This window comes from Cellulomonas xylanilytica (assembly GCF_007989805.1).
Classification (GTDB): domain Bacteria; phylum Actinomycetota; class Actinomycetes; order Actinomycetales; family Cellulomonadaceae; genus Cellulomonas; species Cellulomonas xylanilytica.
Genome location: NZ_BJUB01000012.1, coordinates 62,155 through 76,024 on the forward strand (window position 1 = coordinate 62,155; position 13,870 = coordinate 76,024).

A 13,870-nucleotide genomic window follows, 5' to 3' on the forward strand; every position below is an offset into this window, starting at 1 on the left:
CGTCAGCGGTCGAGCTCGACGACCTCGACCGGGCAGGTGACCCCGGGCGCGCCCGCGATCCGCGCGTCAGCGGTGAGGAGGACGGCGCCCAGCCGCTCGGCGAGCGCCACGTACGCCGCGTCGTAGCACGAGAGGTTGCCGCCGAGCGCCCACACCCGGTCCGCGAGCACCGCGTGCGGCCACAGGTCGATCGACAGGGCGTGCAGCCCGTCGAGCGCGAGCCGCGCCTCGGTCTCCGACAGCCGTCCGGCGTTGCGGTGCCGCCGCAGCACGTTGGTCACCTCGTACGGGAGCAGGTCCGGTGCGACGACGGTGGCGCCGTCGAGCCGCGCTGCGACCTGCTCACCGGCCGGGCCCGGGTCGATCAGGAGGGCCAGCGCGGCCGACGCGTCGAGGACGACGGTCCCCGTCACCGCCGGTCGGCCCCGAGACCGTCGACGAGGTCGTCGTACGAGAGCCGCGGGTAGGCCCGGGCCCGGGACCGGACCTGCGCGAGCGCGTCGCCGGCGCTCGGCCGGGCCGTGAGGTCGACCAGGTGAGCACGAAGAAACTCCTGCATGGACATGCCGGCACGCGCGGCACGAGCCGCAAGCTCGTCACGCACCTCGTCAGGCACGTCCCGCACCGTGATGACCGTCATGCATGCATTCTAGCTGCACCGCATGCACGACGGCATCACGTCACATCGTCGGAGCGGCCGTGACCTGGTCGGCGGGCGGGGCCTCGATGGTCACCGGGCCACCCCAGTTGCTGAACGACATCTCGATGTGCGAGCCGAGCATGTCCAGCGTGAGCTTGCGGGGCAGCTGGTCGGTGCCGATCCAGTACCGGTACGTGATCTGCGCGGGGATCTCGACCCCCGACTCGGCGGCGGACGCGAACTGCTCCGCAGCCTGGCCCGCCAGCTTGCTGGTGTCGACGACCACGTCGTAGGGCTGGGTGGTGACGCCGTCGAGCTGCTCCTCGGCCCCGGACTTCTCGACGGACACGAGGGCCGGGACGAGTGCGGCGAGGCTGTCGGCGGCGCTCGACTGCGCCGTCGACTGCGCCATCGCGGCCGCGATCGGGTTGCTGGTGTCCGCCGCGTCGATCTGCCAGAACAGACCGCCGGTGAGCTCGCCCATGTTCACGTACATCTGGCCGCCGACGAGACGGATCTCGACCGGGGTCGGCATGTCCGGGCTGCTCGTGGTCATCGTCAGCTCGGAGCCGGCCTCGGTCACCCGCGCCTGGCCCTGGGCGGTCATCGAGGCGCCGCCGACCTCGGTCACCATCGACGTGTCGTAGGTCTGCGCGGCCAGCATCGCGGCGGTGAGCTCGTCCATCGTCTCGGTGGTCAGCTCGAAGCCGGTGGACTCGACGACCGCCTCCTGCGTGGCCGAGGCGCTGGCGGACGGCGACGGCGACGTCGGCGCCTCGGGCGCGGCACCACCGCAGGCGGTCAGCGACCAGGCGAGGACGGCGGCGGCGGGGACCGCGAGCAGACGACGAGACACGCGCACGATGGGGCTCCTCCGGGGTGGCCGCTCGAGCAGGAGAGTCGGGTCTGTGGCGGCTGGCACGCGACCGGGAGACAGGCTGCCACACGAAAGCGGACAAATCCTCCGTCGGAGGGCCGATCCACGCCCATGACCACACCGGACCCGACCGAACAAGCCATGAGTGTCGTCCAGAGCACTGATGACGGCACTCACGGCTTGTTCGGTGCGGGGATCGTCGTGGGCCGGTCGACGTGCGCTCGGCGGCGGGCGCCGCGAGCATCGACACATGAACGACGAGCGTGACGACGCCCACCGCCCACCAGCCGGCACCTCCGAGCAGACGGTCGACGCCGTCGGTGCGCTGACCGCCGCGTTCGAGGTGGTGGAGCACGCCCGCGGGATGCTCTACGCGTTCCACCGGCTCACGGGCCGCGCGGACAACGAGCTGGCGGAGGCGCTGGACCAGCTGGCGGACGCCGGGCACCAGGAGCTGGCCGACGAGCTCCGCGCCGAGCTCGTCGGCCGCAACGTGCTGCCGGGCCGGTGGACGTTCCAGGTGGTCGAGGCGTACGACGAGGAGTACTACCGGGTGTTCGAGGCGGCCGAGAAGCGCGTCCGAGACGAGCTCATGGCAGGTCGTCGGCACGTGTACGAGGCGCGCCTCAAGGAGGAGAACCGTACGCACGGCCGCCCGGGCCACGAGCCGACCCCGGAGGCGTGAGGCCCGACCGCGAGGTCGGCACTCCGCGACGAGGGCGGCAGTCTGAACTGCCGCGCTCGTCGGAAACTGCCGCGCTCGGGGAGTCAGCGGCCGGTCACGCGGGCCTTGCCGGCCGCCAGGTCGAACAGCCTCGGCAGGATCGCGTCGCCGGCCACGCGGAGGCCGTCGTGCAGGTGCTCGTTGGTGATCCAGACGTCCAGGTTGCCGACGGGGGTCGCCAGGGCGAGGTCCAGGTCGACGTACGGGTCGTCGTAGTACTGGACGGCCGCGACGGGCACCTCGTTGGCCGCCAGGACGTCGAGGTCGTAGAGCGCGGGCCACTCGGTCCGGGCGGCGAGCTGCTCGGCGGCGGCGCGGAACGGGCGCAGAGCGGCGTGCTGCTCGTACATCCACGGGAAGATCGTCTCGCCGGTGAGCTGCAGCGGACGGGCGTCGGGGGCGTACGACGTCCACCGGTCGCGCTCGGACTGCGCGGCCCAGCCGGGCTCGCGGGCGCCCTGGTGGTAGATGACCTCCTGGAGCACGGCGTACAGCGGGTTGCTGTCGAACCCGGTCTCGCGGACGACGGCCCCGAGGAACGCGTCGGACAACGCCCCGGCCGGAGTGAGCGCCGTGTCGAGCAGCCAGTGCACCTCGTCGATCCCCGTGCTCATCCCGAGGCCGTGCCCCAGCTGCTGGAGCCGCTCGACGGTGAACGGCTCGCCCGTCGGCAGGGTGACCGACCCGTCCGCGAGCAGGTCGGCGATGCGTCCCAGCAGAGGGATGTCGGTCGGGTGCAGGCGTGCGAGCTCCCGGTTGCGTGCCGCCTGCCGCTGGAACGTGGCCGCGTAGACGGCCTCGGCGTCCACGGTCGCGGGCGGCAGCCCACCGGTGACGTAGCAACGGGTCAGCGCCGACGGGTGCCGGGACAGGTAGGTCAGCGTGAGGAACCCGCCGTAGGACTGCCCGAGGGTGGCCCACGGCCGGCCGCCGTAGACGGTCGCGCGCAGGTGCTCGGCGTCCGCGACGATCGCGTCCCCGCGGAAGCACGCCAGGTACCCGGCGGGGTCGTCGACGGCGCTGATCACCCGGCCGTCCACCGGCGACGAGCGTCCGGTCCCGCGCTGGTCGAGGAGGATCACGCGGTACCTCTGCAGCGCGGCGGCGACCCACCCGCCGCCCAGCGGGCGGGGTCCCTGGCCGCCGGGTCCGCCCTGCAGGAACAGGAGCAGCGGCAGGTCGTCCGACGCCTTCTCCGGGTCCACCAGCTCGCGGGCGAACACCTCGATCGAGGCGAACCGCTCGGGAGCCGACCAGTCGACCGGCACCTCGATCCGGTGCTCGCGGACGGTGAACCCGGTCATCGCATACTCGCGCGTCACGTCGGCAAGCCTAAAGTCGACGGCGAAGCGCCACCCGAGGAGGTTCATCCTGAGCTCGACCCGCACCGACACCAGCGGTGTCGGCTTCCGCTCCGAACGCGGCCCGATCCTCGTCGCGATCATGGTCACCACCGGCCTGGTCGCCATCGACGCGACGATCCTGGCCACGGCGGTGCCGACGATCGTCGCGGACCTCGGCGGCTTCACCAGCTTCCCGTGGCTGTTCTCCGTCTACCTGCTGACGCAGGCCGTGAGCGTCCCCATCTACTCCAAGCTCGCCGACACGGTCGGTCGCAAGCCGGTGATCCTGCTCGGCATCGGCCTGTTCCTGCTCGGGTCGATCCTGTGCGGGTTCGCGTGGAGCATGCCCGCGCTGATCGCGTTCCGCGCCGTGCAGGGTCTCGGAGCGGGCGCCGTGCAGCCGATGGCGATCACGATCGCGGGCGACATCTACACGGTCGCGGAGCGCGCCAAGGCGCAGGGCTACATCGCGAGCGTCTGGGGCATCTCGTCCGTCGTCGGGCCCACGCTCGGCGGGGTGTTCTCGGAGTTCCTCTCCTGGAACTGGATCTTCTTCGTCAACATCCCGCTGTGCCTCGCGGCCGCCTGGCTGCTGGTCCGGCACCTGCACGAGACGGTCGAGCGGACCCGGCACCGCATCGACTGGGCCGGCGGGCTGCTGCTGACCACGGGCATGAGCCTGCTGATCCTCGCGCTGCTCGAGGGCGGCAACGCGTGGGAGTGGCTGTCCGTGCCCAGCGTCGGCGCGTTCGTCGTCAGCGCCGTCCTGCTGGTCGCGTTCGTCCGCGTGGAGCAGCGGGCCGACGAGCCCGTGCTGCCGCTGTGGGTGTTCTCCCGGAGGCTGCTGCTGGCCGCGTCGCTCGTGTCGGTCGGCGTCGGCGTCATCCTCATCGGTCTGACGTCCTACGTGCCCACGTTCCTCGAGGCGCTGCTCGGCGTCTCGCCCCTCACCTCCGGCCTCACGCTGGCCGCCCTGACCATCGGCTGGCCCATCTCCGCGTCGCAGTCGGGCCGGCTCTACCTGCGGTTCGGGTTCCGCACCACCGCGCTCCTCGGCTGCGCGGTCGTGGTGCTCGGCTGCGTCGGGCTGGTGCTGGCGTCGATGCAGCCCTCGGTGGTGGCGGTCGGGCTGGCCTGCTTCGTGATCGGTGCCGGGCTCGGGCTGGTCGCGTCCCCGACCCTCATCGCCGCGCAGTCGAGCGTCGGCTGGAGCGAGCGCGGCGTGGTCACCGGCGCCAACCTGTTCTCGCGGTCGATGGGCAGCGCGGTCGGCGTCGCGGCGCTCGGTGCGCTGGTCAACGGCCTCATGCACGGGGACACGCCGACCGAGGACCCCGCCCAGTTCGGGGACGCCGTCACGGTGGCGTTCGTCGCGGTCGCGCTCGTCGCGCTCGTGACCGTGGCGGCTGCGGCCGCCATGCCGCGGGACACCGGCTCACCGGGCACACCCGACGCCGACCCCGCAGACTGAGACGTCATCACGAGGGAGGACGCCACCATGGGCATCGAGGATCTGGTCAACCAGGCGAAGGCCGCCGTCAGCGGCCACGAGGACCAGGCCAAGTCGGCGATCGAGAAGGCAGCCGAGGCGGTCAAGTCGCGGACCAGCGACAGCCAGGACGCCCAGATCGACAGCGTCGTCGAGAAGGCCACGACCTACCTGGACGAGCAGAAGAAGAAGTAGCAGGGCCGCCATGCCACTGACCGGGGAGTACGAGCCGAGCACGTCGGCGTGGGCGCGCAAGCAGGCCGAGACCTACGAGCGGACCGACGGCACGAAGGCCAACACGCTCCAGGGCAAGCCCGTCATCGTCCTGACGTCGGTGGGCGCCACCAGCGGCAAGCTGCGCAAGACGGCCCTCATGCGGGTCGAGCACGACGGCCGGTACGCCGTCGTCGCGTCGAAGGGCGGGACACCGGAGAACCCCGCCTGGTACCGCAACCTCGTCGAGCACCCGCACGTCGAGCTGCAGGACGGCGCGGCGAAGAAGGACTACGTCGCGCGCGAGACCAGCGGTGCGGAGCGCGACGAGTGGTGGGCGCGCGCCAACGAGGTCTGGCCGGCGTACGAGGACTACCAGCGCAAGACCGACCGGCTGATCCCGGTGTTCGTCCTCGAACCGCTCTAGAGCTTGGCGCCGGTCCTCGCGTCGTGGTGCGGGTTCGCCGCGACCGAGTGCCGGTACGAGTAGACGAAGTAGATGACCACCCCGGCCGCGAGCCACGCCAGGAACCGCAGCCAGGTCAGGGTGGTGAGGTTCGCCATCAGCCACAGGCACGCGACGCCCGCGATGATCGGCAGCGCGGGCGACCAGGGCACCCGGAACCCGCGCTTCAGGTCGGGGCGCGTGCGCCGCAGGATCGGGATGCCGAAGCTGACCAGCACGAACGCCGACAGCGTCCCGATGTTGATCATCTCCTCGAGCAGCTCGACCTCGGACAGCCCGGCGATCAGCGCGACGACGATGCCGACACCGATCTGCAGCCGGACCGGGGTGCCGTACTTCGGGGAGGTGCGGGACGCCCCCCGCGGCAGAAGCCCGTCACGGCTCATGGCGAACACGATGCGCGTCAGGCCCAGCAGCAGCACCATGAGCACCGACGTGAGGCCCACCAGGATTCCCACGGAGATCACGCGGCCCGCCCAGTCGGCGCCGACGAGCACGAACGCCGTGGTCAGCGAAGGCGTCTCGGCCTCCGCGAGCTCCGTGTAGGACACCATCCCCGTGACCACGATCGTCACCAGCACGTACAGCACCGTCACGATCGCCAGGCCGCCGAGGATGCCTCGCGGGACCGTGCGCTGCGGCTCCTTGGTCTCCTCGGCGGTCGTCGCGACCACGTCGAACCCGATGAACGCGAAGAACACGAGCGCCGCGCCGGAGAGCACGCCGATGACGCCGTACGCGGTCGGTTCCAGGCCGAACAGGAACGCGAACACCGGCTGCTCCAGCGACGTCCGCTCGGGGGCCGGCTGCGACGGCGGCACGAACGGCGAGAAGTTCGCGGTGTTCACGTAGAAGAAGCCGACCACGATCACGAAGAGCGTGATGGCGACCTTGATGATGGTGAACACGCTGTTCACGCGCGTGCTCAGCTTGGTGCCCAGCGCCAGCAGCGTGGTGAAGACGCCGACGATGACGACCGGCCCCCACTCGACGTCCACGCCGCCGAGGGTCAGCGTCGTCGGGATGTCGATGCCGAACAGCCCGAACGCGTCCGACAGGTACACGCCCCAGAACTTCGCGATCACCGCCGACCCCAGCAGCATCTCCAGGATCAGGTCCCAGCCGATGATCCAGGCGACGAACTCCCCCATCGACGCGTAGGAGAACGTGTACGCCGACCCGGCGACCGGCAGCGTCGAGGCGAACTCGGCGTAGCACATGATGGCCAGCCCGCACACGACGGACGCGATGAGGAACGAGACGATGACGGCCGGCCCCGCGTAGTTCGCCGCCGCCGTCGCACCCACGGAGAAGATGCCCGCACCGACGGCCACCGCCACGCCGAGGACGATGAGGTCCCACGTGGTCAGGGTCCGCCGCAGGGCCCGTTCCGGGTCGAGCGACTCCTCGAGCGAGTCCTCGACGGACTTGCGCCGGAAGATGCTGGTGTTCACGGACATGTCCCACCCCCGCGACCGAGCATGCCGGTATCGGGGTGGTTCGTCACCTGCTGGGCTCAGCCGAGCAGCAGGTACCAGCCCCCGACGCCGATGATCCCGCCCAGCACGGGGGCCGCGACGGGCACCCACGCGTAGTCCCACTGCGACGACCCCTTGTGCCGGAGCGGCAGCACCGCATGCACGATCCGCGGCCCCAGGTCACGCGCCGGGTTGAGGGCCGGACCGGTCGGACCGCCCAGCCCGGCAACGAGCCCCCACACCAGGAACCCGAGCGCGAGGTGCGCGACGGCGGGCTCGTTCTCGGTCAGCGGCGAGTTGATGATCGCCAGCGCGCACGAGAAGAGCACCACCGAGCCGAGCAGCTCGATGAGGAAGCCGTTGAGGCGCGAGCGTGCGGCGTTGATCGTCGCGAACGTCGCCAGGATGTCCTCGGGATCCGTCGTCTGGTCGTAGTACGGCTTGTGCGTGACGACGATCGCGACCTGGCCGGCGATCGCACCGAGCAGCTGGGCCACGATGTACGGCGCCACCTCCGACCACGGGAACAGCCCCCAGGTGGCCAGCCCCAGCGTGAACGCCGGGTTGATCAGGTTGCCGCTGATCCCGCCGAACATGATCGCCGGGATCATCACGCCGAAGCCGTAGCCCATCGCGATCAGCGACCACCCGCCGCGGTACCCCTTGGACCCCTTGAGGTGCACGTTCGCGACCGTGCCGTTGCCGAGGATGATGAGGATCGCCGTGCCGATGAACTCGCACGCCAACCGCACGGCGAGGCTGTACGACGGATCCATGCGCCCCCGCTTCGTCGGTCCTGCCGTCAGCGTCGCACAGCCGCCGTCCGTCGCACGAGCATCGCGCCGAGGACGCCCGCCGCGTAGGCGACCAGGTCGACCGGGACGAACGTGGTGCCGAGGGCGTAGCGGGCGACCGGGACGGCATCGACGACTGCGCCGGGGACCCCCGTGAGCTGCGCGAGCTCGACCAGGAGGCACAGCCCGAACGCGACCGCGGCGACGGCGGCCGCCCGCGCGCGAGGGGCGACGACGACCAGCAGGGCGTAGACCAGCACCGCGTAGAGCGCGTCCCCGGCCGGGTCCGCGAGCGGGTGCTGCAGCCGGGACACGGCAACGCCGACGACGACGACGCCGACCGCGATCGCCGCGGCCGCCACCCGCGCGTCCCGGGACGTCCGCCCGTCGCGCCGCTCGGTCTCACGACGAGGTGGCACCTGGTGGGACGAGCTCGTCACCGGCAGCTCGGGGGCGTCGTCGCGGGGCACGCGGTCGACCGTACGGGGCTGCCTGCGGAGGTCGTGTCAGGTGAGCGTGCAGGTGCTGCGCTCGTAGAGGCCGATCTTGTACTCGATGGCCTCGAGGTGCGTGGCGACCTCGGCGAGCTGCTGCCGGACGCGGTCGCGGTGCGCGACGAGGAGCTGGAGCCGCTCGGCCTCGTTGCCGTCACCGGCACGGACCAGCTCGGCGTACTGGCGGACCTCCCGGATCGGCATGCCCGTCGAGCGCAGCCGGGTGACCATCCGGATCCAGCCGACGTCGTCCTGGGAGTAGCGGCGGTGGCCCGACGAGGCCCGGTCGACCGCGTCGAGCAGCAGCCCGTCGCGCTCGTAGTAGCGCAGGGTGTGCGTGGTCAGGCCGGTGGCCTCGGCCGCCTCGGCGATGCTCAAGCTGGTGACGACGGGTCCGGCGACTACCTCGGCGACGCTCATGGCGTCGATGGTGCGCCTTCGAGTGCACTCGAAGTCAAGCGTCGTCGAGCCGCCCACAGTCCCGGCCATGCACAGCACCAGCAGTCCGAGAGGGCGCCCGCGGCGAGAGTGAGGCGTGCGCGACGACGACAGCCGGCTCCGGCGGCCCGGTCCGTGGGTGGCGGTGCTCGCCCTCTGCGTCGCCGTCGGGGCCGGGGCGCCGGCGTGGTCCCAGGCGCGCGACTCCGCGCGGTACGCGGTGACCGCCGAGGACCTGGCGGCCGGGCGGGAGGCACTCGGGTCGCTGGCGGTCCGCGGACGGGCACCGAGCACCGGGTACGAGCGCGAACGGTTCGGGCAGGCGTGGGCGGACGTCGACCGGAACGGCTGCGACACCCGCAACGACATCCTGCGACGCGACCTGGTGGCGACGGTCGTGGAGGACTGCGTGGTGCTCAGCGGCACGCTCGACGACCCCTACACGGGTGTCCCGATCGCGTTCGTCCGCGGCCCGGGTTCCGCAGACGTACAGGTCGACCACGTCGTCGCGCTGTCGGACGCCTGGCAGAAGGGGGCGCAGTCGTGGACGGCGCAGCAGCGCGAGGCGTTCGCCAACGACCCCGCCAACCTGCTCGCGGTGGACGGGCCGGCCAACCAGGAGAAGGGCGCGGGCGACGCCGCCACGTGGCTGCCGCCGCTGCGCGGGTACCGCTGCGTCTACGCGCTGCGACAGGTCCGCGTGAAGGCGGCGTACGGCCTGTGGGTCACCGCGGCCGAACACGACGCGCTGAACCGGGAGCTGAACGGGTGCGTCGTCGCTACGGTGAGGCCACCATGACGCTGCGCTTCCCGCCCCTGCTGCTCGGCCCCACCACCAAGGGCTTCTGGTCTCCCACCCCGGTGACGCGGTCGGAGTTCGTCGCCGCAGGCCACACGCTCACGGACGGGTCCCTGACCTGGCCGGTGCTGACGCTGGACGCCGACGCCGTGGTGCACAACATCGGGCAGCTGGCGTCGTTCACCGCCGACCGTGGCCTCGCGTTCGCGCCGCACGGCAAGACGACGATGTCGCCGGAGCTGTTCTCCGCGCAGCTCGACGCCGGCGCGTGGGGCATCACCGTGGCGACGGGCAACCAGCTGCTGAGCGCGCACTCGTTCGGCGTCCACCGCGTGCTCGTCGCCAACGAGGTCCTCGACCCGACGGTGCTGCGCTGGATCGCGGCGACCCTCGCGGCCGAGCCGTCGGCCGACATCCTGTTCCACGTCGACTCCGTGGCAGCCGTCGACGTCGCGGCGGCGGCGCTCGCCGGCGAAGGGCGGCTGCGCGTGCTGCTCGAGGTCGGCCACGAGGCCGGGCGGTCCGGGGTGCGCAGCGGCGACCAGGCGCTCGCCGTCGCCCAGCACGTGGCACGGACGCCGGGCGTCGACCTGGTCGGCGTCAGCGCGTACGAGGGGGCGCTCGTCGACGCCGACGCCGCTCGCGCGTTCCTCGCGGAGGTGCGTGCCGTCGCGGAGATGCTCGTCGGCGCCGGGCTGCTGCAGGACCACGTCATCCTCTCCGCCGGGGGGTCGGCCTACTTCGACGTGGTCGCCGACGTGCTGGGCGGCGCGGACGTCGGCGGGGTGCCCAGCACGACGATCCTGCGGTCCGGCGCCTACCTGACGCACGACCACGGCACCTACGCGGGCTCGACGCCGTTCACGCGGATCGCCGGCCACCTCTACCCGGCGCTGCGGGTCTGGGCCCAGGTGGTCTCGACCCCGGAGGACGGGCTGGCGATCGTGGGGGCCGGCAAGCGGGACGTGCCGTACGACTCCGGTCTGCCCGTCGTGCTCCGGCGGCACCGCGCCGGCCAGGCACCCGTGGCCGTCGTCGGATGGGACGTCACGCGCACCAACGACCAGCACGCGTATCTCGAGTGCGGCGACCCCCTCGGCACGGCGCTGGCCGTCGGTGACCTCCTCGAGCTCGGCATCTCCCACCCGTGCACGGCGTTCGACAAGTGGCGGGCCATCCCGGTGATCGACGCCGAGCAGCGCGTGGTGGACGTCGTCACCACGTGGTTCTGACGCGCGTCAGTCGTCGTCCGAGGTGAGCCGCCCGGCCACCACGTCGATCTCCACCTTGATCCCGGCCAGCTGGGACCCGACGGTCGTCCGCGCCGGCTTGGGGTACGGGAAGAACTCCCCGTAGGCCGCGTCGAACTCGGCGAAGTCCGCCAGGTCGGCCAGGTGCACCGTCGTCTTGACCACGTCACCCAGGTCGAGCCCCGCCTCCGCGAGCGTCGCCTCGACGTTGCGCAGCACCCGCCGTGTCTGGTCCGCGACCGACTCGGGGATCTCGCCGGTGACCGGGTCCTGCGGTCCGAAGCCGGCCGTCCACACCAGGTTCCCCAGCCGGATCCCCTGGGAGTAGTTGCCCGCCGGCTGCGGCGCGTCGGGGGTGCTGATCTTCTCGCGGGTCATGGGCCGGCCTCTTTCGGTGGTGAGCGGAACCGGGACCAGTCTTCCTCAGCGCACCGCGCGACCGGGGAGGGCGCCGGTGAGCCGCCCGTCGAGCAGTGCCGAGACACCGTCGACGAGACCGTGTGCACGCCGGTGGCCAGCCGTCGGGGGTGGTCGTCGGTGGCGTGGTATCCCGGTCAGACCTGCAGGCCGATCAGCCAGACCGCGCCCAGCGCCAGCGCGGCCAGGCAGACGAGCAGCAGGACGGCCACCCAGAGGGCGCCCGGCGTGTGGGTCAGCCGGCCCAGGAGCCCGGCGTCGGAGGCGTCGGGGACGCCCCGGCGCCTGCCACGGCGGCGCTCCGACTGCATCTCCAGGACGGCGCGCGGCGCACCGAGCAGCAGGAACCAGGTCATCGCGTAGGCCGCGACGCTCTGCACGGTGGCCGAGCCCCACACCGTCACCGCGACCAGCAGCGCGCCCGTCACCAGCACCGCCCACAGGCCGTACCAGTTGCGGATCTGCACCAGCACGAGAACCAGCACGACGAGCAGGATCCACAGCAGCGCGACGGCGTACCCGCGGGACAGCAACCACGCCGCGCCGACACCCAGCAGAGCCGGCCCGGTGTAGCCCGCCGCGACCGTCGCCACCATGCCCGGACCGCGCGGCTTGCCCACCGACACGGTCAGTCCCGATGTGTCGGAGTGCACGCGGATGCCGGACAGCCGACGGCCGACGAGCACCGCGACGGCCGCGTGCGCCGCCTCGTGCACGATCGTCAGCCCGTGCCGGGCGACGTGCCACGCGGCCGGGACCAGCAGGACCAGCAGCACCCCCGCGGCGGTCAGCAGGACGGCGGTGCTCGACGGCACCGGTTGGGGCGTGGTGATGTCCTGCCAGGCGTCGCCGATCCAGTCCACGGGCGGGGGTCCTTCGTCCGTCGTCGTCCCCCCGGGCGGGAGGGCAGGACGGACCCTACCCAGCCGGCAGGGCCTCGGTGGGCAGGACGACGTCGGTCCCGTCGGCGGTGATGCGCACCCCGTCCGCCACGACGGTCGCGTCGGACAGGACCATCCCCTCGGGGAGGCCCTCCACAGGGATCTCGATGTCGGTCAGCCGGTCGCCGATCGCGTTCGGCAGGTCGTCGACCGACACCGTCAGCCCGGCGATCTGCACGTTGTCGACCGACACGAGGAGCGTCCCTTCCTCGACGCGGGGAACCAGGTTGGCCGCGAGCCGCAGCCCCAGCACCTCGCCCGACGCCGTGAGCGCTCCCCCGTCGACCGCGACCGCGATCTCGAGGTCGGAGCGGTCCGCGACGATCTGCTCGATCGACGCGGTCGGCAGCGTCGCGGCGACCGTCGCGGTGCCCACGGTGTACGGCTCGGACGTGCTCACGTCGGTCGCGTCGAGGGTCACGTCCGTGGCGTCGATGCCCTCGAGCGTGACCCCGTCCATCTGGCCCGTGACGTCGTCGATCGAGCCGGCCAGCAGCTGGTTGAGGAACGGGAAGCCCCCGAGCTCGACGGTCGGCGTCCCGACGACGTCGAGGTTCTCCTGGATCGCGGTCACCACGCGCTGCTCCGCCGTCGACTCCGCCACCCGGTCCGCGACGAACGCGCCCCCGACGAGCACCACGACCGTGACCACCCCGACGACCACTCCGCGTCCGCTCACGGGACACAACCTAGGGGGCGGCGACCGGCAGCAGCGACCCCTCGGGCAGCGGCTCCGCGGGGCACGTCGACAGGACGCGGACCATGGCGTCCTTCTCCGCCTGGGTCACCCAGAGCCCGTACGCGTGCTTCACACCGACCTGCCGCGCGACGTACGCGCACCGGAACGCGCCGTTCGGCGGGAGCCACGTCGCCGTGTCGCCGTCGCCCTTCTGCTGGTTCAGCGGACCGTCGGCTGCCAGCAGGTTCAGCGGGTCGTTGGCGAACGACTCCCGGGTCGGGGTGTCCCACTGCTGGGCACCCTTCTGCCAGCTGTCCGACAGCGCGACGACGTGGTCGATCTGCACGTCCGACGACGTGCCCTGGCCGCGGATGAACGCGATGGGCTCCCCGGAGTACGGGTCGTGCAGGGTGCCCGCCGCCACCACGCAGCCGTTCGTGCCGTCCTTGAGCACCTGGTCGGTCAGGTCCCGCCGCAGGATGTCGTTGCGGGTGTCGCAGCCGTTGCGGTCGACGTCCTTCCACGCGTGGCCGTACAGGTCGCGGTCGTAGCCGGTCTTCGGCGCGCGGCCCTTCACCGGGAGCAGCACCGCCGTCGCCAGCGCGCTGTCCGGGACGACGTCGACGGGCAGGGCATCGACGCGCGGGGCCTCGACCGTCGGGGCGTCGACCGTGGCGACCGGGGCGCTCCCCAGCAGCACCTGCTCGTCGCAGCCCGCGAGCAGGACGCACAGTCCCACCACGAGGGCCACGAACAGGTGCGGGGAGGTTCTCACTGCCGAAGTATCGGCGTCCGCGCACTCGGACCTGACCCCTGTCCGTCCCAGAG

Annotated in this window: 18 protein-coding genes; 6 read left to right on the plus strand and 12 right to left on the minus strand. The window is 72.2% G+C overall.

What is annotated here, in order from left to right; genetic code table 11:
• Positions 1–2: 2 nt before the first annotated feature.
• Genes CXY01_RS17375 through CXY01_RS17385 form a run of 3 tightly spaced genes read right to left on the minus strand, consistent with a single transcriptional unit; the run spans position 3 to position 1,496 of the window.
• Positions 3–413 (minus strand): type II toxin-antitoxin system VapC family toxin, encoded by a 411-nt coding sequence (locus tag CXY01_RS17375; protein ID WP_146929872.1) that lies wholly within the window; start codon positions 411–413, stop codon positions 3–5.
• A complete protein-coding gene (locus CXY01_RS17380; RefSeq protein ID WP_146929875.1) occupies positions 410–640 on the minus strand; it encodes a FitA-like ribbon-helix-helix domain-containing protein in 231 nt (76 codons plus the stop codon). The genes CXY01_RS17375 and CXY01_RS17380 overlap by 4 nt, the downstream gene beginning before the upstream one ends.
• Positions 641–680: 40 nt before the next feature.
• Complete coding sequence (locus CXY01_RS17385; RefSeq protein WP_146929878.1) at positions 681–1,496, minus strand: SCO4651 family lipoprotein; 816 nt, start codon at positions 1,494–1,496, stop codon at positions 681–683.
• A gap of 271 nt (positions 1,497–1,767) precedes the next feature.
• On the opposite strand from CXY01_RS17385, the gene CXY01_RS17390 reads away from it, so the two are divergent.
• Positions 1,768–2,202 (plus strand): hypothetical protein, encoded by a 435-nt coding sequence (locus tag CXY01_RS17390; RefSeq protein ID WP_146929881.1) that lies wholly within the window; start codon positions 1,768–1,770, stop codon positions 2,200–2,202.
• A gap of 83 nt (positions 2,203–2,285) precedes the next feature.
• Here the strand turns inward: CXY01_RS17390 and CXY01_RS17395 are convergent, their stop codons facing one another.
• Positions 2,286–3,563, minus strand: a complete 1,278-nt coding sequence (locus CXY01_RS17395; RefSeq protein WP_246125458.1) for an alpha/beta fold hydrolase — start codon at positions 3,561–3,563, stop codon at positions 2,286–2,288.
• A gap of 121 nt (positions 3,564–3,684) precedes the next feature.
• Here CXY01_RS17395 and CXY01_RS17400 point away from each other — a divergent pair, with 121 nt between their 5' ends.
• Genes CXY01_RS17400 through CXY01_RS17410 form a run of 3 tightly spaced genes read left to right on the plus strand, consistent with a single transcriptional unit; the run spans position 3,685 to position 5,713 of the window.
• A complete protein-coding gene (locus tag CXY01_RS17400) occupies positions 3,685–5,055 on the plus strand; it encodes an MFS transporter (RefSeq protein WP_146929884.1) in 1,371 nt (456 codons plus the stop codon).
• Positions 5,056–5,082: 27 nt separating this feature from the next.
• Positions 5,083–5,268, plus strand: a complete 186-nt coding sequence (locus CXY01_RS17405; RefSeq protein ID WP_146929887.1) for an antitoxin — start codon at positions 5,083–5,085, stop codon at positions 5,266–5,268.
• A gap of 10 nt (positions 5,269–5,278) precedes the next feature.
• On the plus strand, positions 5,279–5,713 hold the full coding sequence (locus CXY01_RS17410) for a nitroreductase family deazaflavin-dependent oxidoreductase (RefSeq protein ID WP_146929892.1): 435 nt from the start codon (positions 5,279–5,281) through the stop codon (positions 5,711–5,713).
• Here CXY01_RS17410 and CXY01_RS17415 read toward each other — a convergent pair.
• From CXY01_RS17415 to CXY01_RS17430, 4 genes are read right to left on the minus strand one after another with little or no spacing between them, the layout of a single operon-like run.
• Positions 5,710–7,212 carry an amino acid permease gene (locus CXY01_RS17415; RefSeq protein ID WP_146929895.1) on the minus strand — a complete coding sequence of 501 codons (1,503 nt, stop codon included), beginning with the start codon at positions 7,210–7,212 and terminating at the stop codon, positions 5,710–5,712. The two genes, CXY01_RS17410 and CXY01_RS17415, sit on opposite strands and share 4 nt — an antisense overlap.
• A gap of 56 nt (positions 7,213–7,268) precedes the next feature.
• Positions 7,269–8,006 (minus strand): MIP/aquaporin family protein, encoded by a 738-nt coding sequence (locus CXY01_RS17420; protein WP_146929898.1) that lies wholly within the window; start codon positions 8,004–8,006, stop codon positions 7,269–7,271.
• Between the two features lie 26 nt (positions 8,007–8,032).
• On the minus strand, positions 8,033–8,494 hold the full coding sequence (locus CXY01_RS17425; RefSeq protein ID WP_146929901.1) for a DUF2809 domain-containing protein: 462 nt from the start codon (positions 8,492–8,494) through the stop codon (positions 8,033–8,035).
• Between the two features lie 36 nt (positions 8,495–8,530).
• Positions 8,531–8,938, minus strand: a complete 408-nt coding sequence (locus tag CXY01_RS17430; RefSeq protein ID WP_146929904.1) for a MerR family transcriptional regulator — start codon at positions 8,936–8,938, stop codon at positions 8,531–8,533.
• Positions 8,939–9,053: 115 nt separating this feature from the next.
• On the opposite strand from CXY01_RS17430, the gene CXY01_RS17435 reads away from it, so the two are divergent.
• Together CXY01_RS17435 and CXY01_RS17440 are read left to right on the plus strand one after the other, a co-directional pair.
• Entirely contained in the window at positions 9,054–9,755 is a 702-nt protein-coding gene (locus tag CXY01_RS17435; RefSeq protein WP_186813446.1) for an HNH endonuclease family protein, read from the plus strand.
• Positions 9,752–10,987 (plus strand): alanine racemase, encoded by a 1,236-nt coding sequence (locus tag CXY01_RS17440; protein WP_146929907.1) that lies wholly within the window; start codon positions 9,752–9,754, stop codon positions 10,985–10,987. The genes CXY01_RS17435 and CXY01_RS17440 overlap by 4 nt, the downstream gene beginning before the upstream one ends.
• Positions 10,988–10,993: 6 nt before the next feature.
• Here CXY01_RS17440 and CXY01_RS17445 read toward each other — a convergent pair whose 3' ends face one another.
• The 4 genes from CXY01_RS17445 to CXY01_RS17460 all read right to left on the minus strand — a co-directional run bounded on the left by CXY01_RS17445 (position 10,994) and on the right by CXY01_RS17460 (position 13,817).
• Positions 10,994–11,383, minus strand: a complete 390-nt coding sequence (locus tag CXY01_RS17445; RefSeq protein WP_146929910.1) for a RidA family protein — start codon at positions 11,381–11,383, stop codon at positions 10,994–10,996.
• A gap of 176 nt (positions 11,384–11,559) precedes the next feature.
• Positions 11,560–12,285, minus strand: a complete 726-nt coding sequence (locus CXY01_RS17450; RefSeq protein ID WP_146929913.1) for a M50 family metallopeptidase — start codon at positions 12,283–12,285, stop codon at positions 11,560–11,562.
• A gap of 55 nt (positions 12,286–12,340) precedes the next feature.
• Positions 12,341–13,042 (minus strand): LmeA family phospholipid-binding protein, encoded by a 702-nt coding sequence (locus CXY01_RS17455; protein WP_146929916.1) that lies wholly within the window; start codon positions 13,040–13,042, stop codon positions 12,341–12,343.
• A 10-nt stretch (positions 13,043–13,052) separates the two neighbouring features.
• Positions 13,053–13,817 (minus strand): HNH endonuclease family protein, encoded by a 765-nt coding sequence (locus tag CXY01_RS17460; protein WP_146929919.1) that lies wholly within the window; start codon positions 13,815–13,817, stop codon positions 13,053–13,055.
• Between the last annotated feature and the right edge of the window lie 53 nt (positions 13,818–13,870).

Coding starts and splice junctions, on each gene's coding strand:
- CXY01_RS17420 (WP_146929898.1), bottom strand. CDS start 8,006: ATGGATCCGTCGTACAGCCTCGCCGTGCGGTTGGCGTGCGAGTTCATC.
- CXY01_RS17400 (WP_146929884.1), top strand. CDS start 3,685: ATGGTCACCACCGGCCTGGTCGCCATCGACGCGACGATCCTGGCCACG.
- CXY01_RS17410 (WP_146929892.1), top strand. CDS start 5,279: ATGCCACTGACCGGGGAGTACGAGCCGAGCACGTCGGCGTGGGCGCGC.
- CXY01_RS17415 (WP_146929895.1), bottom strand. CDS start 7,212: ATGTCCGTGAACACCAGCATCTTCCGGCGCAAGTCCGTCGAGGACTCG.
- CXY01_RS17430 (WP_146929904.1), bottom strand. CDS start 8,938: ATGAGCGTCGCCGAGGTAGTCGCCGGACCCGTCGTCACCAGCTTGAGC.
- CXY01_RS17380 (WP_146929875.1), bottom strand. CDS start 640: ATGACGGTCATCACGGTGCGGGACGTGCCTGACGAGGTGCGTGACGAG.
- CXY01_RS17405 (WP_146929887.1), top strand. CDS start 5,083: ATGGGCATCGAGGATCTGGTCAACCAGGCGAAGGCCGCCGTCAGCGGC.
- CXY01_RS17440 (WP_146929907.1), top strand. CDS start 9,752: ATGACGCTGCGCTTCCCGCCCCTGCTGCTCGGCCCCACCACCAAGGGC.
- CXY01_RS17390 (WP_146929881.1), top strand. CDS start 1,768: ATGAACGACGAGCGTGACGACGCCCACCGCCCACCAGCCGGCACCTCC.
- CXY01_RS17445 (WP_146929910.1), bottom strand. CDS start 11,383: ATGACCCGCGAGAAGATCAGCACCCCCGACGCGCCGCAGCCGGCGGGC.